Source organism: Anaerostipes caccae L1-92, assembly GCF_014467075.1.
GTDB lineage: Bacteria > Bacillota > Clostridia > Lachnospirales > Lachnospiraceae > Anaerostipes > Anaerostipes caccae.
In genome coordinates, this window is sequence record NZ_AP023027.1 from 131,271 (window position 1) to 149,887 (window position 18,617).

Consider the following 18,617-nt stretch of genomic DNA (forward strand, 5'->3'; position numbering starts at 1 on the left):
ATAATCTTTGTACACTATACTATAGATGAATCTTTTAGTCAAGACTAAAAGAAACGTTAAGTTGTTTACATTTTATGAATACTATTATTAAGGACTTCTTTTATCTGGTCGTTTTCCAGACGATCATAATGGATTCCGTATTGGATACAGACGGGTTCATGCAGGCTTTCCCAGAGGGCATTGTCCCGGCGTGTACTCACATATCCGTCCTTATGTCCCGGAAACTGTAGGGTTTGAATATTTCCATTACACCCCATAAAGCTCACCGCGCCAATATGAGTGCGGCTTCCGCCTGCGATAAGAACCTGGATGCCCTCATCGAGACGGGTTACATGGGCACAGATTTCATACCCAAACAATTCTGTCTTCAGCAAAGTCTGCTTTATCATTTCATTTTCCTTCCCATCGCTGAAATCCTTCAAATTCTACTCCGAACTGATCTAAAATCTTGCCGGCCACGTGCCTTGTCATATCCTCCACAGACTGAGGATGATTGTAATAACTCAGCACAGGGGGCAGGATGACGGCGCCAGCCTGGGAAACTTCATACATATTTCTCAGGTGGATGTTGCTAAGAGGACACTCCCTGGCCACAAGCACAAGCTTCCGGCGTTCCTTCAAGGTCACATCGGCGGCCCGGAGAAGCAGGCTGTCACTGTACCCGCTGTGAATCCCCGCTAAGGTTTTCATACTGCATGGAACAACGATCATACCGTCCATGGGACAACTGCCGCTGGCTGGAGCGGCACCGATATTGCGGTTATCATAGACTGTATGGGAAAGGCCCTGGAGATCCTCTAAGGCTAAATTGGTTTCCAGTGAGAGGGTTCTTGCGGCACTGTCTGTGCAGATTAAATGAGTTTCTATTCCGGATGCCTTTAATGCCCGCAGTACTTCCACGGCCAACGGCATGCCGGATGCCCCGCTTATGCCCACCAATAATCGTTTTTGTCTCATATTCTACACCTCATGTTCCTTCTGTACAGACATCCACGGGCTGGGATCAACGTCTAAAAACTGTGCTCTCTGGAACCGCTCTTTTAAGGAAAAAGGAACAGTACAGTCAAAAATGGTCTTGCAGGCGATCCCATGATCCCGGATACTCGGTGAAAAGTCAGGATCATTGGACGGATCCAGCGGATGGCAGCGGACACCGGGGATGGTGATGATATCCGCATCTCCCTGGAACCTGGTGTTTATAGCCCATAACACATCATTCATATCAAAACAGTCCACATCTTCATCAACGAGGAATATGTGCTTCAGTTCGCTGAAGGCGGAAAATGCCAGAAGGGCGGCCTGTCTCTGGCGTCCCTCATCGATGGCTGTTTTTTTGCAGAATTGCAGGACCGCCATATATTTGCCCCCCCCCGGCAGAACAGCAGTATACATTCTGAAGACGTCCGGGCATGGCCTTTTCGATCATTCCGATAATGCTGGCTTCTGTGGGGATACCCGCCATGGATACATGTTCTTCGCTGGGGCCGATACAGGTTTGTAAAATAGGATCTTTCCGGCGTGTCACAGCCGTCACCTTGATCATCCGGCACTGTGCTTTTCCATGGATCACCACTGGCTCTATGGGATGTCCGGCACATTCAAACAGCTTCCAGCCAAGCTTCTCAGGAGAACAATCCGCAGGCATCACACCTGAGGTTGTCCGGACCGGAAGAGTAGAATCCATTATCAGCGGCGTTGCAGTGGGTGAAGGTATCAGCCTGCTGGCAAAAAGCAACTTCCGGATCTTTCAGGCCGGCCAGGTGAAAGTTGTTCCTCTGGATCCGCCCAGGAAATTATTTGTTGTCTTTGCAAAGCTTGCGGGAACGGCGCAGACAGATGCCATGAGGATCTTTGCGGACTATATGTGCAAAGGGTGTGAGGTATAATACTATCATTACACCATCCGCTGCCTTTATTCTTTTATAGTTTTCTGATCTGTAGTGCCATTTCCATAATACAATCTTTTGTCTGCTGGCAAAATCCCAGGCGGTCATAAAAACCGTGATCCATACCCTGGTAACGGATCACCTCACACGGTATACCAGAATCCCACAATTTTTCAGCAAATAAATCGTTGGATAAGCGGAAATAGTCAAATTCGGCTTCGATGATTACTGCTTTTTTTAGGTTGGACAAATCATTTGCATAAAGCGGAGAAATCGAAGGATCCTTCACGTCTTCTCCGTTCACTGCGTACAAATCATGAATGGTATTGTTTAAAATCCGAAAGCGGTTGAGTCTTGTCATTGCATGATTGTAGTGTTCCGGGATGACTTCATATTTATAATAGTCCCAGTAGTCCGTATCTTCGGCATAAGATAAATCCAGTGCACCGTACACAGGCATGGTCAACGCCACTTTTTTTCCTGTTTCAGAAAGGGAGCATGAAACAGCCAGGTTGCCGCCGGCACTTTCGCCGGCAGCAGTGATTTTGTTTCTGTCCAAATTCCATTCTCCCGCATGGTCCCAGATCCAAGAGATAACCTCTTTGCAGTCATTGAGGGCTGCGGGAAAAGGATTTTCGGGAATCAGCCGGTAATCCACAGAAATGACAGTGGCTTTAGATTGTTCTGCCAGAAATCTGCATTGATGTTCAAGGACCTTCGTACTTCCTCCGAGGAAGCCTCCGCCGTGGAAGAAAATCACCGGTTTCTGCATTTGCCCGTTTGGAAGACGAAAAAAGGTAACAGGGATAAAGCGGTCAGAAAGTCTGATCAAAAAGGGCATTTCTTCTACCAACTCTTGTGTGATGTCCAGATTCTCAGATCCCATTTCAAGCCTCAGGGAAGAAAGATCCATAAAAGGTGTGAAGGGAGCTTTCTCATAGTCTGTCAGAAAAACTCCGGACTTTTCCACCTTCCCGATCACAGAAGGATCGAGGAGGTGGTTCCTGTTACAGCCGGGAATTTGTTTCAGTCTGCAGCAATCATTACTTCCAGCATAAAGAGGGATCATTTTTTCTTTAAACATATAGATCTCCTTATAATGATTCAATGAGCAGCAGATCTTCCTGGGAAGAGACGGATCCCTCCCGGAGTAAGGTCATTTTTCTCTCGGAGCCGCCTGATGTATCAACAATGATGACCGTAGGGTCAAACCCTGCTTTTTTAATCTCATCTATTTCAGCGGCAGCAATTAAATCTCCAGGCATGACAATATCACCAGTCTTTACATGAGACTTAAAGTATTTCCCATCTAATTTTACCGTGTCGATTCCGATATGTATTAAAAATTCTTCCTGGTTTTCACTTACAATGCCATATGCGTGCAGGGTCGGATAAACGGCGGCCACAGTTCCAGCAACAGGCGCTGTAATTTTTCCATTTTCGGGAATGACGGCAATACCTTTTCCAAGTGCCTCAGAGGAAAATGCAGGATCCTTTACTTTGTTCAAAGGGAGAACTGTACCGTCAGCAGGCGCATGTACTTTGATTGCTACAGCTTTGGATGTGGATGTACTGAGCTCTGTATGATCTGCCGTGACATTTACATCAGCCCGTTCTGATTCCGGTATCATAGAATCATTAAAACCGAAAAGATAAGTAAGAACAGCGGAAATCAGGAAAGCACCAAAATAGGCGATTACAAACCCGGTAAATCCGGCACCGAAGTAAGCAGGGAAGGTTGGAACGGCAGCGACGGCTACAGCCATAGCCCTGGCACCGCAGGCTCCTGCAACGGCACCACCGATACCTCCTCCGATGATAGCAGCCGCAAATGCTCTGCGATATTTTAATGTAATTCCATAAATCGCGGGTTCAGAAATTCCGAAAAATCCCATGAGAGCCGCAGGGGCCGCAATCTGTTTCAGCCGTTGATCTTTTGTTTTCAGCCATACACCGAAAGCAGCGCCTGACTGGGCGATAATGCTGGGACCAAATACAGCCAGGATGGTATCAAAACCAAACTTTTCAATGTTGGAGAAAATGATCGGGAATAATCCCCAATGAATTCCGAAAATAACAAGCACCTGAGCAATGGCGCCGATGAAACCTCCCGCAATCATAGGGTTAAATCCATACAGGTTCATGTAAAATCCTGCTATCGTATTACTGAGCATAGAGCCAAGAGGTCCAAAGACGGTTATCGTCACAGGAACTACAATTAGGAGAGAGAAAAATGGAGCAATCCGGCTTCTGATCTTCTCAGGAAGCAGTTTTGCGAGGCCTTTTTCTACATATGAGAGCAGTAAGATCGCAAATATAATTGGAAATACGCTGCTCTTAAATGTGGTCAGCTGTACAGGAATACCTAAAAAGCTGATAGCCTTTCCGGCATCATAAAGAGCCGTCAGATTCGGATATAATAATGCTCCGGCAATTGTTACGGACACAAACATATTTGTTTTAAAGCGTTTGGCGCAAGTGATCGCCAGCACCACTGGAAGAAAATAATACAGACTGTCCGCAGCTGCATTTAAAATCTGATAGGTTCCGCTGGCGTCCGTCAAAATACCGGATGCAGTGAGGATGCTCAAAAGTCCCTTTAAAATACCAGCGCCGATCAGAACGTCAATGAGGGGAGTAAACAGGCTGGAGATGATCTCCAGAGCTGACCCTAAAAACCCTTTCTTTTTCTGACTACCGGCCTCCGAAGAAGCAGAAAAACTCTGCGGAAAGATCCCCTGGAGTTCTTCATAAATGTACTGGACCTGGGGACCGAGTACAATCTGGGTCTGTCCTGCCACATCCATCACAGATAGAATACCATCCAGCTTATCAAGACTATCCCGGTCGATTTTGCCGGAATCTTTCAGGTCAAGGCGAAGCCTTGTGGAGCAATGGGAATAAGAAATCACATTCCGCTTCCCGCCTACTTTTTGCAGAATTTCTTCTGCCATTTGTCTGTTTGTCATGTTGTTTCCTCCTTAAGATTGAAATAATTTATCTTAAGTCTTGCCTGCCCGAAGCAGTCACAATCTTAGTAACTTATGATTTACAGCTTTCTGCTCTCTGACAGCAGCCGTTCAATGTGAATGGTCAGATAGACCTGTTCACTTTTCGTAATGGTGTAGTTATAGCTTTTTTGTATATATAAAGCGATCTTCCGGGAACATTGAAATGCTTCCGGCATGTTTTCCTGAACCTGAGGGTATAAAAAGGATGCTTCTTCTGCCGGAGGCTCATTCATCATAAGCCGCTGGGAAAAGAATTTTAAATGCAGTATGAACCTTGTATAGTTTAAGGAATTTTCATCAAAGTCTATTTTAAACTCATATTGTACAATGCTGCAGATTCCTTTGATCAGCCTTGTCATATCGATGACTGACTGGATTTCATGACCGTTAAGTTCTGCATTAATAATATGCAGGGCAACAAAACTGGCTTCATCTTCCGGAAGCTTTACATTGAGAGTGGAATTCATCAGTTTGATCGCTTCCAACGCAATCTGATATTCCTTAGGGTAGAACCGTTTGATTTCCCACATCAACTGATTTTGGAACAAAAGTCCTTGTTTAAAACGTTCTACTGCATAATACATATGGTCACATAGAGTCACATAGATATTCTGATTTAATTCCTTAGAAAGCTTTTGTTCTGCATGCTGTTTAATCTGATCCGCCAGATAAAAGTAGTCAATAGGAATCTGTTTTAACAGCTCCGAAAGTCTGTTTCCTGTAGCTTCTTCTTTCAGTATAAAAATTCGTTCAATTTTTTCTGCCTCCACCGGATCCCCTTTTCTCTTCTGAAAACCCAGTCCAAGGCCTGTGAGAATAATGTCCTGTCCCTCTTGGTTTTTTGAAAATATGACATTATTGTTTAAGACCTTTTTAACATGAAAGCACTCCTGCTCCATTTTTATCCCTCCCCCAAATATAAAAAGAGACCTAAATTATAATAAGACATAACTCATGCCTTATTATAATTCAGGTCTCGCCTATTCTATAATAGTCACGATCCCTATCGAATTGTTGATACAAATTTATCACAGCCGCTGCGAACTGTCAACTGGATGTTGAGAATTTGTATAAATGTGATAAAAACAAAATCAAACTTTGGTCAGATATTACAACATGATAACCGTAACACCCATATCTCCCTCACCGAATTCTCCGTCTCGGTATCCAGAGATCCGTTTTTGTTTTTTCAGAGTCTTTAAGTAGTTATGGATCCCTTTTCTCAGGGCCCCTGTTCCCTTTCCGTGAATGACGGTAATCTGTCCAAGGTTTGCCAGACAGGCATCATCAATGAACTTATCAAGCTGGGAGACGGCTTCATCCACTGTCATACCAAGGACGTTGATTTCAGGACGGATACTGGAAGACTTATTGATCGCAGTCCGCCCACTGTTTCTGGCTTCATTTCTTGCATTTTCCCGTTTCACCTGTTTCACACTCTTAGTGATCTCCAGGTCTTTGACATTGACTTTGGAGCGCATCATTCCCATCTGTACATACAAGTCTCCTTTGGAGTTGGGAAGTGTCTGGACTGTGCCGCTCAGGGAAAGGCTGGTCACATAAACCTCATCTCCAACCTGAAAATCTCCAGGTTCATGTTTTTTGGACGCTCTGTTTTTAGAACGATATGCCATATCTTTTTCCAGTCTGGACATTTTGCCGCGAAGATCACTTCGCATATGCTCCATTTTCCTGTTTGCATCTTTGCCTGACTGCTTCTTTAAATTGTTATATTCCTTGATCGTCTCATCGGCAGTTTCCTTTGCCTCGGAAATAATCCGGTAGGCTTCCTCACGGGCCTCGCGGAGAAGTTTCTCACGCTTTTCTTTTATATTTTCCTGGCGTTCCTTCAGACTCTTTCTCAGGTTTTCGATCTCTTTCCGGTATTCAAAGATTTCTTCCTGTTCCTGCTCAATCGTCTGCTTGCTCTTTTCCAGATCAGCCAGTATGGTCTCAAAATCTTTTACTGATTCATCAATCTGATCCGATGCATGCACAATAATATGGTTATCGAGTCCCAGCTTCCGTGAAATCGCAAATGCATTACTTTTTCCGGGAATGCCGATCATCAGCCGATAGGTCGGGGATAATGTCTCTACATCAAATTCACAGGAAGCATTTTCAACTCCGTCCGTTGAGAGCGCAAACATTTTCAGTTCGCTGTAATGAGTCGTCGCCATAGTTTTTACGCCCCGGTCATGCAGGTCCGTCAGAATGGATATAGCCAGGGCAGCGCCTTCCACCGGATCGGTTCCGCCGCACAGCTCATCCAGCAGCACCAGAGAGTGACGATGGGCATTCTGAATGATAGAGACAATATTGGTCATGTGGGAGGAGAAAGTACTCAGGTTCTGTTCAATACTCTGTTCATCTCCGATATCCGCGAATACCTCTTCATAAATTCCCAGACTGGAACCCTGGAATGCAGGAATATGAAGGCCTGCCTGCCCCATCAGTGTAAATAAGCCCACGGTCTTTAATGAAACGGTTTTACCCCCTGTATTTGGCCCGGTAATGACCAGCATAGAAAATGCATCGCCGAGAGAGACGTTAATCGGAACCACTTTTTTAGGGTCAAGCAGAGGGTGGCGCCCCTGTTTGATATTGATCACGCCGTCTTCTCTGAAAATCGGTTTGCTGCCGTTATAGTCTTTGGCATATTTAGCCTTTGCAAAAATAAAATCAAGCAGAACCAGAAGCTTTTGGTTCTGTGCCAGACCATCCATATCGTAGGAAGCCTGTTCGCTTAAAAGCGATAATATACGCTCGATCTCTGTCTGTTCCTGTCCCTCCAGCTCTTTTAACTGATTGTTCAGAGTCACCACCGCCATCGGCTCGATAAACAGAGTAGAACCGCTGGAAGACTGGTCATGTATCATTCCTTTAAACTGTCCGCGGTACTCCTGTTTTACCGGAATACAATAGCGTCCGTTTCTCATGGTCACAAGGGCATCCTGAAGCATGTCTTTGTTGGAGGAAGAACTGACCATAGCCGTGAGCTGGCTGTGGATCTTCTGATTGGTCAGTTTCATATTTCTGCGGATGTCTTTTAAGGCGGAGGAGGCATCATCACTGATCTCTTCCGGTGAAATAATACAGTGTCTGATATCCTTTAACAGGCCGTCCATCGGTACCAGAGACTCAAATACAGAATCCAGAGAATCGGCATCCGCCATATCATCCCGCTGTGCACCGTAGGCCAGTGCATTTTTTACTGCCTCCAAAAGACCGGCAATCTCCAGAAGTTCTCCGGCACTCAAAGTCCCTTTCATTTTCAGGCGTTTCAGAGAAGCCCCCAGATCATGTACTCCAAAAAATGAAATACTTCCCTGTTTATAAAGTCTGGTCAGGGCATCCTGTGTCTGTTCCTGGGCCAGGGATATTTCCGGTTCATCCGTCATCGGCTCTAATTTTTCACAGGCGGCTTTTCCAAGTTCTGTGGTGGCATACGCTTTAAGCCTTTCGATGACCTTGTCATATTCTAATGTATTTAAAACTTTTTGATTCATATTTTTTCCCTCAGATTATTCAAAAACCATTATTTATAGAAGGTTTTCTTTTTTAGATTTAGAAAAAGTGTAGCATAAAATATGTGGCATGTAAACGAGCCAAACGGCAATTTTCCAGTGGATTTTCGGGGCAGTTTATGTAATAATAGGGAAAGTAAAAGAGGTGCGGGCTCTAAGGCGGCCCTAGAAAGGTTAAATTATGAGATATATAAGTGAGCTGCATGAAGGAGATATGGTTTCGGAGGTATTTTTGTGCAAGACAAAGACATCCGGCACATCAAAATTTGGAAAGACCTATTATTCTCTTTCGCTCCAGGACAAAACCGGAATGATCGACGGAAAAGTATGGGAACTTAACAATGCCATCGGACATTTTGAGGCCATGGATTATATCATGGTGAAAGGGAAGGTCACAAACTTCCAGGGAAATAATCAGCTGAATATTGAAATGATCCGGAAGGCAGATGAAGGAGAATACCAGATTTCCGATTATATGCCATCCACAAAAAAAGATATCGATGAAATGTTTGATGAGCTTTTAACAATGATCCAGAGAATTCAGAACCCGTATTTAAAAGAACTTGCCATGAAGGTTTTCGTAGAAGATAAAGAGTTTGTAAAGAAGTTTAAGATTCATTCTGCTGCAAAAAGTGTACATCACGGATACATCGGCGGCCTGCTGGAGCACTCTGTCAGCGTGGCAAAGTTATGTGAACAGTATGCAGTTCTGTATCCGCAGTTAAACAGAGACCTGCTCGTCACAACGGCACTGTTCCATGATATCGGAAAGGCAGAGGAGCTCTCAGCATTTCCTGAAAATGATTATACAGACGAAGGCCAGTTAGTGGGACATATTGTCATGGGAACGATCAAGCTTTCCAAACTCATGGATGAGATCCCGGGATTCCCTGTAAAGCTTGCCAACGAAGTGAAACACTGTATTCTGTCCCATCACGGGGAACTGGAATTCGGTTCACCGAAAAAACCTGCATTGGCAGAAGCACTTGCACTGAGCCAGGCTGATAATCTGGATGCTAAGATGGAGACATTTGCAGAGGTGATCGAGAAGAAGCAGGAAGGCCAGGAATGGTCCGGTTTCCAGCGTTTGTTTGACACAAAGATCAGAGAATCATCCATTTAATTTTCATTCATGGATGATGAAATAAGAGGTGCCTATGGAATTTAAAAAGAATCAATTAGTGGAAGTGGAAATTGATGATATGGGCAATGAAGGAGAGGGCATCGGCCATGCAGACGGCTATGCCCTCTTTTTAAAAGATGCCGTCGCGGGGGACAAAGTCCTTGCCCGCATCATCAAGATAAAGAAAAATTATGGATTTGCAAGAGTAGAAAAACTGCTTGTCCCGTCTCCTGACCGTGTGGAGCCCAGATGTCCTTCCGCACGTCCGTGCGGCGGATGTACTCTCCAGCATCTGTCTTATGAAAAGCAGCTGGAGTATAAATTTAATAAGGTAAAAAACTGTCTGGAACGAATCGGCGGGATTGAAAATGCAGGCTCTTTCATGGAACCGATTTATGGAATGGACGAGCCGTATTATTATCGGAACAAAGCCCAGTTTCCTGTGGGACGGAACAAGGCTGGAAAACTGATCACCGGGTTTTATGCGGGACGGACTCATTCTATTATTGACTGTACCCACTGTTCAATTCAGCATCCGGTCAATGAGGAGATTCTTAAAAAGGTTCTTGATTACATGGAGAGGAACCATGTGGAGCCTTATGACGAAAAAAATCATAGAGGATTGGTGCGCCATATCATGACCCGAGTTGGGTTTGTCACAGGGGAAATCATGGTATGTCTCGTGGTGAACGGCAGGAAGAAGGAGCTTCCGAATCTTTCTGAACTGGTGGAGTCTTTAAAAGAGGTTGAGGGTATGACCAGCATTTGTGTCAACAGCAACCGGGAGAGGACAAACCGGATTATGGGAAGTAAGGTAGAAGAGGTTTATGGACCTGCTTATATTTATGACTATATTGGGAATGTGAAGTATCAAATCGGGCCGCTGTCATTCTTTCAGGTGAATCCAAGGCAGACGAAGGTTCTGTATGAGAAGGCCTTGGAGTATGCCGGGCTCTGCGGGGATGAAACTGTGTGGGATCTTTACTGTGGGATCGGAACGATTTCTCTGTTCCTGGCACAGAAGGCAAAGCAGGTCTATGGGGTTGAGATTGTAAAGGAAGCCATTGAAGATGCCAGATTGAATGCCAGGATGAACCGTATGGATAATGTGAAGTTCTTTGTGGGGAAGGCGGAGGAAGTACTGCCACGAGAGTATGAGAAGAATGGGGTTTATGCGGATGTGATCGTTGTTGACCCGCCCCGGAAAGGGTGCGATAAGGCATTGCTCGATACTATGGTGAAGATGGGGCCGGAGAGGATTGTGTATGTCAGCTGTGATCCTGGGACATTGGCTCGGGATTTGAAGGTGCTGGGGGGAGAAGGATATGAAGTTCGGAAAGTGGCGGTTGTGGATCAGTTTGGGCATACGGGGCATGTGGAGACCGTGGCACTATTGAAGAGGAAAGGGCAGTAGAGGTTTCCACCAGAAAATTGATTCGTCATTGGACGGTAGACATGCCTGGGAAATCCAGTGTTTTAGAGGAGAAGAAAATCTATTATGAAAGAACTAAAAGAATTAAATATTAAAAGCATAGAAGAAATCAAATCATTATTTGCAGAGATTTTACAAAGGAGCCCTGGAATGATGATTGGAGTGACTTGGCACAACTGCATGAATATATTATGGATTTAATAGGAAACAGGAATTCTTTAACATTGGGTCTGTTTAAAAATGATGAACTCATTGGCCTTTCAATGGGAAGCATCATGCATTGGTACGGACTTTTTACAAGCCGTTGAACAATATGCCAAAAGCAAACAGGTAACGCATATTTTTTTACAGACAGAGAGAACTGTTCCCGCTTTTAATTTTTATATAAAAAATGGTTTTATTGAATTAAAAGACCATATTTCACTCTATAAAGAATTTAATTAAAGGAGAGTGCCATGGAATATAAGATCAGACAAATGTATTCAAATGAATACCCTTATCTAAAAAAGTTTTTATATGAGGCAATTTTTCAAAAAGGCACGGAAACTCTTCTGCCAAAGGAAATCATCGATGAACCAGACTTAAATATATACATAGAGAACTTTGGAAAAGAACACGATCATTGTCTCTGCGCCGAAGCAAACGGAAGAATCATAGGAGCAGTCTGGACACGGATCATATCCGGATATGGGAATATAGATGACGTGACTCCCGAATTTGCAATTTCCCTTTACAAAAAGTATAGAGGAAAAGGAATCGGTACAAAAATGATGCAGGAGATGCTGTCTCTTTTAAAATCAAAAGGATACAAAAAGGCTTCTCTGTCAGTACAGAAAGAAAATTATGCATTTAAAATGTATCAGAATCTCGGCTTTAAAATTATCGATGAGACAGAGGAAGAGTTTATTATGATGTATGATTTGACAAAAACAGTTATTTAGCCGCTAGTGTAAGGAGGAATCAGGTTGATGAGAGAAGAAAAAACATCTCCAAAAGAAGCTATCAACGAACTATCACTGCTTTTAATGTATCTAACAAGATTCAGCCACCAGGATAGATTTTCATTAGAAGAAAACAAAGCCTGGAAAGGGTATCCCTTTCATGCCTTGGATGATCTTGAGGAAGAAGGGCTGATTGATCAGGGAAGCCATCGCTCTAAATCTGTACATATTTACGAAGAAGGATTGGAGAAAGCAAAAGAATTACTCGTCAAATATAATATAAAAGACTGGGATGAATGAGCAGACAACAAGCAATATTTAAGAAGAGAAAGGATTATGGCATGCCTATCAAATTGGAAGACACAACAAAAGCGAGAAAACTGTTCGGAGAATGGAAGGAAACTTTAATCTGGTCCTGTCTTCAAAAGGTCATGGGAGACATCTATGTGGACAATACTTCAGATCCACAGTCCGCTATGGCTGTTCTTGGTGATTTCTGTTTTTTTGCCGGAAATGCAGAGGAAGATTTAGTCTCTTATAAACCGGAAAACTGTTTCCAGGACTTTATTATTATGGTGCCGCAGTCTGAGGAATGGGCAGAACTGATCGTCAAAAAGTATGGAGACAGAGCAAAACCAGTAACACGTTATGCCATAAAAAAAGAACAGAATATTTTTGATAAAGATACTTTAAGGTCTGCCGTCAATTCATTAAAGCCGGGATATACCCTGCGAATGATTGATGCAGACCTTTTTGCGCTATGCAGATCAAGTGCATGGTGTCAGGATCTGGTCTCACAGTTTGAGGACTATGAGACATATAAAAAGCTCGGCATAGGAATTGCCGTATTAAAAGGAGAATCGCTCGCAGCAGGAGCTTCTTCTTATGCAAGATACAGAGAAGGAATTGAAATAGAGATTGACACGAAGGAAGAGTTCCGGCGAAATGGACTGGCTTATGCTTGTGGAGCAAAGCTGATACTGGAATGTCTGAATAAAGGTCTGTATCCGAGCTGGGATGCCCAAAATCAAGCATCCGCTGCACTTGCAGAGAAATTAGGATATCATTTTGACCATGAATACAAAGCATTTGAAATAGGGGGATATTAAATGGAGATCAGGTTATTAAACGAGGAAGATGACATCGATGCAGTCTGTGGTATCTATGCGGCCAGTTGGAAAAGTACATATAGAGGCATCATTCCTCAGGAGTTTCTGGATAACATTGATAAAGAAAAATGGCGTGAAGGAATTCAAAATTCTGAATTGATTTCATTAGTCATGATGAATGGTGAAAAGATGATCGGCACGGCCTCCTACTGTGCTTCCAGATTCATCAGTCTTAAGGGGTTTGGGGAAATCGTCTCGCTCTATTTGCTTCCGGATTACTATGGAAATGGATATGGCAGACAGCTTTTGCAGGCGGCAGTTGACGGGCTGGCTGAGCTGGGATATACATATGTCTTTCTCTGGGTTTTAGAAGAAAATATGAGAGCCAGAACCTTCTATGAGAAGTTTGGTTTCCAGAACAGTGGAGACTGTCTCACGGATCATATCGGAGGAAAAGATTTAAGAGAACTGCGTTATATCTATAAAATAAAGTCAGAGGTGTGAATATAATGGGATTTTCAGAAAAAGTTAAGGAAGAAGCAAGGAGAAGATCAGGTTTTAGGTGCGTCATCTGTCAGGAACCATTTGTTGAAGTACATCATATCATTCCTCAGAATGAGGGAGATGAAGATACGATTGAGAATGCTGCGCCCCTTTGCTCCAGATGTCACGATCTATATGTAGACAACCCTGCAAAAAGAAAACAGATCCCTCAGATGAGAGACTATTGGTTTGAAGTCATGGAGAAGAGAAATAAAGAAGGTTTGGATGCGTTAGTACCGATCGCGTCCGATCCCGACAGAGTAAATGCCCTGCGGGACAAGGGGATAGCCATCCAGCATACTGTTTTTGCAGAGAGTAAAGGTATTAAGGAATTTATTCTTTTATTTACGATTTCTTTCTTTTTTCTCACACAATACATTTCTATTTATCTTACAGAAAATTTCCATAACAGCAAATTCATAATGGATCAAAGTGCTGAGAAAAGCCCGCTTTTAGTAAACGCAGCTGCGGCAGGGGTCATTGGCCCGGCGACCGAGGAACTTTGATTCCGCAGATTTCTGTACGAAGGATTAAAACCGATGGGGAAAGAAAAGTCGTCTCTGATTTCCAGTGTTATTTTCGGGCTGTGTCACAGACATGTGATCCAGGGGATCTATGCAGCATTGTGGGGGAACGTCTTTTACTTCGTGTATGAGAAGCATCACAGCTTAAAAGCACCTTTTTCAGCTCATATGATCAGCAATCTGCTGTCCTTTTTACCGATCCTTTGGATCAGCCTGAATCATTGTGAAAAAGAGGTATAAGGGATGCATTCTTCCTGTCTTATTTATGCCCGTATCTGTAAATCACTTCTTTAACATTCGCCAAAGCGTACTCCGGCTGATTCCAAGCCTCTTAGCGGCTCGTTCTTTATTTCCGGCTTCCTCCGTAAGCACCATATGGATGATCTGGTCATTGATCTCATTCAGTGTGCCGGTAAGATCCAGACCGGAAATATCAGCAGAAGGATCGGCGGAGGGTTCGTTGTCCAAAATTTCTTTTACGTTTTCATACGTAATATATGGAGTGCGGGTTATAACCACCAATTCTTTGATTATATGGTGCAATTGATCGAGGTTGTTAGGCCATGAAAAAGCAGTCATCAAATCCATAGCTTCCGCCTCAAAGCCGATAATCTGCTTGCCGGTAGCGACATTCATACGATGAATATAAAGCGTGGCAATGCTCGAAAGATCCTGAATGCGATCTCGAAGCGGCAAAAGCTTCAAAGTCATGCAGGATAATTTGTTCTCGAGATAATTTCGACATATTTCCGTCTGATCCTTTTCTGAGGAATTCAGGATCAGCGAAAAAATCAGCCGGTTCCTTCTGGCGAGCTCTGAATTATCAATATAAGAAAAAAGCTTGTCCAATTGATTTTTCGAAAGCGCTCCCGGATTTTTGATATAGATGTTTGTATTCACATTTGCGAATGGCGAATCTGAATTATTGATCAGGGCATTCCATTTTCGTTCCCCCATAAGTTCACAATTGATGATATATAAAGGGGAAGAATTCCCGGAGCTGTTGGAATATAAAAGCTTTGCAACTTTATCTTTCCCTGTTCCGGATTCTCCTATAATCAGTACCGGCTGTGTGCTCTTTGCATACGCTTCGATAATATCGGCCGTACGTCCCACTTGGTGAGAGCCGTTGTATTCATCGGCGAAATCTTCTGAGTTCGAATCCAAATGATTGTAAATAGTAATTACTGAGTCTTCTTCGGAAAAAACGGCATGTTTCTGTTGGATGGTTATTGCTGTATATTTCTGGTCTTCATAGAATAAATGCCGGTTTGTAAGGATGAAGATTTTATCGCGGATCTGTCTGGTGACTGTCTGACCCGAAACTTTCAAAAAAGCCCGAAGATAAGTCTGTACAAGATTCATAAGGACTGTATTGCTGTCGTTATTTGGAAGACTGGAAAACCATAAGGCTCCGGCTGGATTAAAAATCAGAAATTCCCGGTCTTCATTGGTCAGAAGAGCCTGAAACAGATCTTTCTGTTTGTGAACATGAGCAGAAGACGCCACGAGTTTGACGGCTTCATCAATTGCAGAAGTGATACTTTCGCTTCCGGAAGAAAGAAGGATAGAATTCATCCCCAGCTTCCTGGCTGCATTTAAACCTGTCATATCACAAAGAGCCAATGTACAGCCGTTCTGCTGCGCCTTCCTGATTGCCGGCAGAGCATCCGATTCGTTGGTAAACGTTACAATATCAATATCATACTGCAGTAGGTCGCAGAGCACTTTGGCGCAGTTTGTGATCGAAGAAAATCCGGCGATTATAAACTTGCCAGAATAGCTTTCCACAAGTTTAATTGTGCGGAGCACATCATATACGGAAATCGGGATATCGATTACCGGGAGCTCGACGTTAGAACGTATCAATTCGGCAGTTCCGCCTCTTGAAATAATAACGTCATAATTATTATGTGCCAGTTCGAGGGCGATTTTTTTGCCGTTATCCAAATCGCCTGTCTGTACCGTCATGCGGATATCGTCTCTTGTCTGTGCGATTGCAGATATGGCATCCGCCATTCCTTCATAAGGAGCTACTGCAAGTATCTTGGTTTTCTGCATATGGATTTCCCCTTTGTAAAAAATGGATTTTTATCGTTGAGATATTCGCTTTCATATAGATTCATTATATACTTGAATGTATCAAAATGCAACAAAAATTAAGCTGGATGTTTCAAAATAAAACGATAAAATGAAATTGTGCAATTGAATAACGAGGTTTTAAGAAGTAATATGTTAAACAAGAAAAGCAAAGAAACACAAAATATTTCAAAACGAATCAAAGGAGGAAAGAAAATGAGTTATCAGATTAAAATTCCGTCATATATCTGCGGAGGGGAGGGATGCATTGAAAATGTAGCTGCAATCATCGAAAAAGAACATGCAAAGAAGATTATTGTATTTACAGATAAAGGCATCAGACTTACAGGACTTTTGGATATACTGACGAAAATACTTCATAAAACAACGGCCGAATATCAAGTATTTGACAATTTGACTCCGGAACCGGCATATCAGGATGTAGAAAGAGTCATGGATGAGGTCGCGTGCTACAATGGTGATTTTATTATTGCGATTGGCGGCGGAAGCGTTATGGATGCGGCAAAGCTCTGCAGTATATTAAAAGACGCTTCTTATACGATAAAAGATCTTCTGAGAGATCCTGCAATTGCTGAGAAACAGATTAAGACCCTGATGATTCCTACTACTTGCGGAACCGGATCGGAGGCAACATGCAACGCTATCGTAGCCATTCCGGAAGAGCAGTCAAAGAAAGGAATTGTGAACGATAACATGATTCCGGATTACGTATTTCTGGATCCGCAGATGATCAGAAAGCTTCCAAAATCTATCATTGCAGCAACGGGCGTGGATGCGCTTGCCCATGTAGTAGAGTGCTTTACCTCAAAAAAAGCGACTTCGTTTTCCGATACGTATGCAATGGCCGGTGCAAAACTGATCTTTCATAATATCAGAGAAGCTTACAATGATGCAGATCATATGAAAGCAAAGGGTAATATGATGCTTGGCGCGTTCTATGGCGGAGTCGCTATCACAGGAAGCGGTACAACGGCTGTACATGCGCTGTCATATCCATTGGGCGGAAAATACCATATTGCGCATGGCGTATCCAATGCAATCCTTTTTGCACATGTAATGGAATTCAACAAAGACGCCTGCAGGGAAAGACTTGCGGAATTGTGCGACGGAGTGTTCCCGGAGCTTTTCGAAAAAAATGTGGATGAAAAGGCGGACTATATGATCGAACAGATTGTAGACATTGTAAGAGTGACAAACATTCCAACAGACCTGAATGAATTCGGAGTAAAAATGGAAGACCTTGATTTCCTTGTAAAGGCAGGAAGCGATCAAAAAAGACTTTTGGTAAATAACATGAAAGAATTATCACTGGATGATATCAGGGGTATTTACCTGAGAGTTCTGAAATAAAACAATTATCAAAGAAAGGGCAGTAGAAATGGAAAAGAAACCAATTATCGGAATTACAATGGGAGATCCCTCGGGAAATGGATCTGAAATCTCCGTAAAAGCACTTTCAGACCCGGCTGTGTACGAAAGATGTAAGCCAATCATTATTGGAGATGCGAATTGCATGAAAAACGCAGTGGAGTTTCTTGGGAAAGGCAATGAAATCCGGATCCATGCTGTAGAAAATGTAAAAGATGCGGTATTCCAACACGGAACGATCGACGTCTATGATATGAAACTGGTCGATATGAAAAAGCATATATACGGTAAAGTTTCAAAAATGTGTGGGGAAGCCGCATTCCAGTATGTTGTGAAGGTGATCGAGCTTGCAATGAAAAACGAGATTGATGCAACTGTAACTAATGCGATCTGCAAAGAAGCCATTAACATGGCAGGGCATCATTACTCCGGACATACAGAGATTTACGCAGATTATACACATACCGGCAAATACACCATGATGCTCGCCCATGGCGATCTGAGAGTTGTACATGTGTCCACGCATGTTTCTCTTCGTCAGGCATGCGAGAGGGTAAAAAAAGAACGCGTGCTGGAGTGCATCAGAATTGCCAACGATGCATGTAAAGCGATCAGAATTAAAGAGCCGAAGATTGGCGTGGCAGGCCTGAATCCGCACTGCGGGGAGAACGGAATGTTTGGTACGGAAGAGATTGAAGAGATTCAGCCGGCTATTGATGCGGCGCTGGAAGAAGGGATTCATATTCCGGAGAAGAAGCCGACGCCTCCGGATTCCATTTTCTCTAAAGCAATCGGGGGCTGGTATGATATTGTCGTTGCAATGTATCACGATCAGGGACATATACCGCTTAAGGTAGAAGGATTCAAATATAATAAGGAGCAAAAGAAATGGGACGCCGTATCCGGCGTCAATGTAACGCTTGGCATTCCAATCATACGCGTATCTGTAGATCATGGAACCGGATTTGATCTTGCAGGAACAGGAAAATGTAACGAATTAAGCCTTGTAAATTCTATTGATTATGCGATCCGCCTTGCAGAAAACAAATAATA

At 43.3% G+C, this 18,617-nt stretch carries 19 protein-coding genes and 1 pseudogene; 12 read left to right on the forward strand and 8 right to left on the reverse strand.

Going from position 1 to position 18,617, the window contains the following annotated elements:
* Positions 1 to 65: 65 nt before the first annotated feature.
* The 3 genes and pseudogenes from lpdD to ANCC_RS00685 all read right to left on the reverse strand — a co-directional run.
* Positions 66 to 389, reverse strand: coding sequence for a prenylated flavin chaperone LpdD (gene lpdD, locus ANCC_RS00675; RefSeq protein ID WP_006567939.1), 324 nt, complete (start codon positions 387 to 389; stop codon positions 66 to 68).
* A gap of 1 nt (position 390) precedes the next feature.
* Positions 391 to 957, reverse strand: a complete 567-nt coding sequence (locus ANCC_RS00680; protein ID WP_006567938.1) for a UbiX family flavin prenyltransferase — start codon at positions 955 to 957, stop codon at positions 391 to 393.
* A 3-nt stretch (positions 958 to 960) separates the two neighbouring features.
* Positions 961 to 1,552, reverse strand: a pseudogene (locus tag ANCC_RS00685) (UbiD family decarboxylase); the annotation flags it as partial.
* 148 nt (positions 1,553 to 1,700) lie between these two features.
* Between ANCC_RS00685 and ANCC_RS17945 the strand changes: the two are divergent.
* Complete coding sequence (locus ANCC_RS17945) at positions 1,701 to 1,886, forward strand: hypothetical protein (protein WP_039946822.1); 186 nt, start codon at positions 1,701 to 1,703, stop codon at positions 1,884 to 1,886.
* A 34-nt stretch (positions 1,887 to 1,920) separates the two neighbouring features.
* On the opposite strand, the gene ANCC_RS00695 is transcribed toward ANCC_RS17945, so the two are convergent.
* The 4 genes from ANCC_RS00695 to ANCC_RS00710 form a co-directional block, all read right to left on the reverse strand.
* Positions 1,921 to 2,970, reverse strand: a complete 1,050-nt coding sequence (locus tag ANCC_RS00695) for an alpha/beta hydrolase (RefSeq protein ID WP_039946820.1) — start codon at positions 2,968 to 2,970, stop codon at positions 1,921 to 1,923.
* A gap of 10 nt (positions 2,971 to 2,980) precedes the next feature.
* Positions 2,981 to 4,855 (reverse strand): beta-glucoside-specific PTS transporter subunit IIABC, encoded by a 1,875-nt coding sequence (locus ANCC_RS00700; protein ID WP_006567933.1) that lies wholly within the window; start codon positions 4,853 to 4,855, stop codon positions 2,981 to 2,983.
* Between the two features lie 80 nt (positions 4,856 to 4,935).
* The gene (licT, locus tag ANCC_RS00705) at positions 4,936 to 5,796 is read right to left on the reverse strand and encodes a BglG family transcription antiterminator LicT (RefSeq protein ID WP_006567932.1); all 861 of its coding nucleotides are present in this window, start codon (positions 5,794 to 5,796) and stop codon (positions 4,936 to 4,938) included.
* Between the two features lie 210 nt (positions 5,797 to 6,006).
* Entirely contained in the window at positions 6,007 to 8,406 is a 2,400-nt protein-coding gene (locus tag ANCC_RS00710) for an endonuclease MutS2 (RefSeq protein WP_006567931.1), read from the reverse strand.
* 199 nt (positions 8,407 to 8,605) lie between these two features.
* Between ANCC_RS00710 and ANCC_RS00715 the strand changes: the two genes are divergently transcribed.
* The 9 genes from ANCC_RS00715 (at position 8,606) to ANCC_RS17545 (ending at position 14,336) form a co-directional block, all read left to right on the forward strand.
* Positions 8,606 to 9,547 (forward strand): 3'-5' exoribonuclease YhaM family protein, encoded by a 942-nt coding sequence (locus ANCC_RS00715; protein ID WP_006567930.1) that lies wholly within the window; start codon positions 8,606 to 8,608, stop codon positions 9,545 to 9,547.
* A gap of 34 nt (positions 9,548 to 9,581) precedes the next feature.
* Positions 9,582 to 10,961 (forward strand): 23S rRNA (uracil(1939)-C(5))-methyltransferase RlmD, encoded by a 1,380-nt coding sequence (gene rlmD / locus ANCC_RS00720; protein ID WP_006567929.1) that lies wholly within the window; start codon positions 9,582 to 9,584, stop codon positions 10,959 to 10,961.
* Between the two features lie 84 nt (positions 10,962 to 11,045).
* Positions 11,046 to 11,180 (forward strand): hypothetical protein, encoded by a 135-nt coding sequence (locus tag ANCC_RS17765; RefSeq protein WP_006567928.1) that lies wholly within the window; start codon positions 11,046 to 11,048, stop codon positions 11,178 to 11,180.
* A 254-nt stretch (positions 11,181 to 11,434) separates the two neighbouring features.
* Positions 11,435 to 11,920: a GNAT family N-acetyltransferase gene (locus tag ANCC_RS00730; RefSeq protein WP_006567926.1), complete on the forward strand. Its 486-nt coding sequence runs from the start codon at positions 11,435 to 11,437 to the stop codon at positions 11,918 to 11,920.
* Between the two features lie 27 nt (positions 11,921 to 11,947).
* On the forward strand, positions 11,948 to 12,220 hold the full coding sequence (locus ANCC_RS00735) for a DUF6429 family protein (RefSeq protein WP_006567925.1): 273 nt from the start codon (positions 11,948 to 11,950) through the stop codon (positions 12,218 to 12,220).
* A 41-nt stretch (positions 12,221 to 12,261) separates the two neighbouring features.
* Positions 12,262 to 13,029, forward strand: coding sequence for a GNAT family N-acetyltransferase (locus ANCC_RS00740; protein ID WP_039946859.1), 768 nt, complete (start codon positions 12,262 to 12,264; stop codon positions 13,027 to 13,029).
* A complete protein-coding gene (locus tag ANCC_RS00745) occupies positions 13,030 to 13,533 on the forward strand; it encodes a GNAT family N-acetyltransferase (RefSeq protein ID WP_006567923.1) in 504 nt (167 codons plus the stop codon).
* A gap of 5 nt (positions 13,534 to 13,538) precedes the next feature.
* On the forward strand, positions 13,539 to 14,078 hold the full coding sequence (locus ANCC_RS17540; protein WP_006567922.1) for an HNH endonuclease: 540 nt from the start codon (positions 13,539 to 13,541) through the stop codon (positions 14,076 to 14,078).
* Between the two features lie 12 nt (positions 14,079 to 14,090).
* On the forward strand, positions 14,091 to 14,336 hold the full coding sequence (locus tag ANCC_RS17545) for a CPBP family intramembrane glutamic endopeptidase (protein WP_267904117.1): 246 nt from the start codon (positions 14,091 to 14,093) through the stop codon (positions 14,334 to 14,336).
* Positions 14,337 to 14,378: 42 nt separating this feature from the next.
* On the opposite strand, the gene ANCC_RS00760 is transcribed toward ANCC_RS17545, so the two are convergent.
* Entirely contained in the window at positions 14,379 to 16,157 is a 1,779-nt protein-coding gene (locus ANCC_RS00760; RefSeq protein WP_006567920.1) for a sigma-54-dependent Fis family transcriptional regulator, read from the reverse strand.
* Between the two features lie 234 nt (positions 16,158 to 16,391).
* Between ANCC_RS00760 and ANCC_RS00765 the strand changes: the two genes are divergently transcribed.
* Both ANCC_RS00765 and pdxA read left to right on the forward strand, forming a co-directional pair.
* Entirely contained in the window at positions 16,392 to 17,546 is a 1,155-nt protein-coding gene (locus ANCC_RS00765) for an iron-containing alcohol dehydrogenase (RefSeq protein ID WP_039946816.1), read from the forward strand.
* 28 nt (positions 17,547 to 17,574) lie between these two features.
* Positions 17,575 to 18,615: a 4-hydroxythreonine-4-phosphate dehydrogenase PdxA gene (gene pdxA / locus ANCC_RS00770; protein ID WP_006567917.1), complete on the forward strand. Its 1,041-nt coding sequence runs from the start codon at positions 17,575 to 17,577 to the stop codon at positions 18,613 to 18,615.
* Positions 18,616 to 18,617 lie beyond the last annotated feature (2 nt).

Excerpts from the sequence above, each read along its gene's own strand:
- lpdD (WP_006567939.1), bottom strand. The coding sequence starts at position 389 with ATGATAAAGCAGACTTTGCTGAAGACAGAATTGTTTGGGTATGAAATC.
- ANCC_RS00680 (WP_006567938.1), bottom strand. The coding sequence starts at position 957 with ATGAGACAAAAACGATTATTGGTGGGCATAAGCGGGGCATCCGGCATG.
- ANCC_RS00695 (WP_039946820.1), bottom strand. The coding sequence starts at position 2,970 with ATGTTTAAAGAAAAAATGATCCCTCTTTATGCTGGAAGTAATGATTGC.
- ANCC_RS00700 (WP_006567933.1), bottom strand. The coding sequence starts at position 4,855 with ATGACAAACAGACAAATGGCAGAAGAAATTCTGCAAAAAGTAGGCGGG.
- licT (WP_006567932.1), bottom strand. The coding sequence starts at position 5,796 with ATGGAGCAGGAGTGCTTTCATGTTAAAAAGGTCTTAAACAATAATGTC.
- ANCC_RS00710 (WP_006567931.1), bottom strand. The coding sequence starts at position 8,406 with ATGAATCAAAAAGTTTTAAATACATTAGAATATGACAAGGTCATCGAA.
- ANCC_RS00715 (WP_006567930.1), top strand. The coding sequence starts at position 8,606 with ATGAGATATATAAGTGAGCTGCATGAAGGAGATATGGTTTCGGAGGTA.
- rlmD (WP_006567929.1), top strand. The coding sequence starts at position 9,582 with ATGGAATTTAAAAAGAATCAATTAGTGGAAGTGGAAATTGATGATATG.
- ANCC_RS17765 (WP_006567928.1), top strand. The coding sequence starts at position 11,046 with ATGAAAGAACTAAAAGAATTAAATATTAAAAGCATAGAAGAAATCAAA.
- ANCC_RS00730 (WP_006567926.1), top strand. The coding sequence starts at position 11,435 with ATGGAATATAAGATCAGACAAATGTATTCAAATGAATACCCTTATCTA.
- ANCC_RS00735 (WP_006567925.1), top strand. The coding sequence starts at position 11,948 with ATGAGAGAAGAAAAAACATCTCCAAAAGAAGCTATCAACGAACTATCA.
- ANCC_RS00740 (WP_039946859.1), top strand. The coding sequence starts at position 12,262 with ATGCCTATCAAATTGGAAGACACAACAAAAGCGAGAAAACTGTTCGGA.
- ANCC_RS00745 (WP_006567923.1), top strand. The coding sequence starts at position 13,030 with ATGGAGATCAGGTTATTAAACGAGGAAGATGACATCGATGCAGTCTGT.
- ANCC_RS17540 (WP_006567922.1), top strand. The coding sequence starts at position 13,539 with ATGGGATTTTCAGAAAAAGTTAAGGAAGAAGCAAGGAGAAGATCAGGT.
- ANCC_RS00760 (WP_006567920.1), bottom strand. The coding sequence starts at position 16,157 with ATGCAGAAAACCAAGATACTTGCAGTAGCTCCTTATGAAGGAATGGCG.
- ANCC_RS00765 (WP_039946816.1), top strand. The coding sequence starts at position 16,392 with ATGAGTTATCAGATTAAAATTCCGTCATATATCTGCGGAGGGGAGGGA.
- pdxA (WP_006567917.1), top strand. The coding sequence starts at position 17,575 with ATGGAAAAGAAACCAATTATCGGAATTACAATGGGAGATCCCTCGGGA.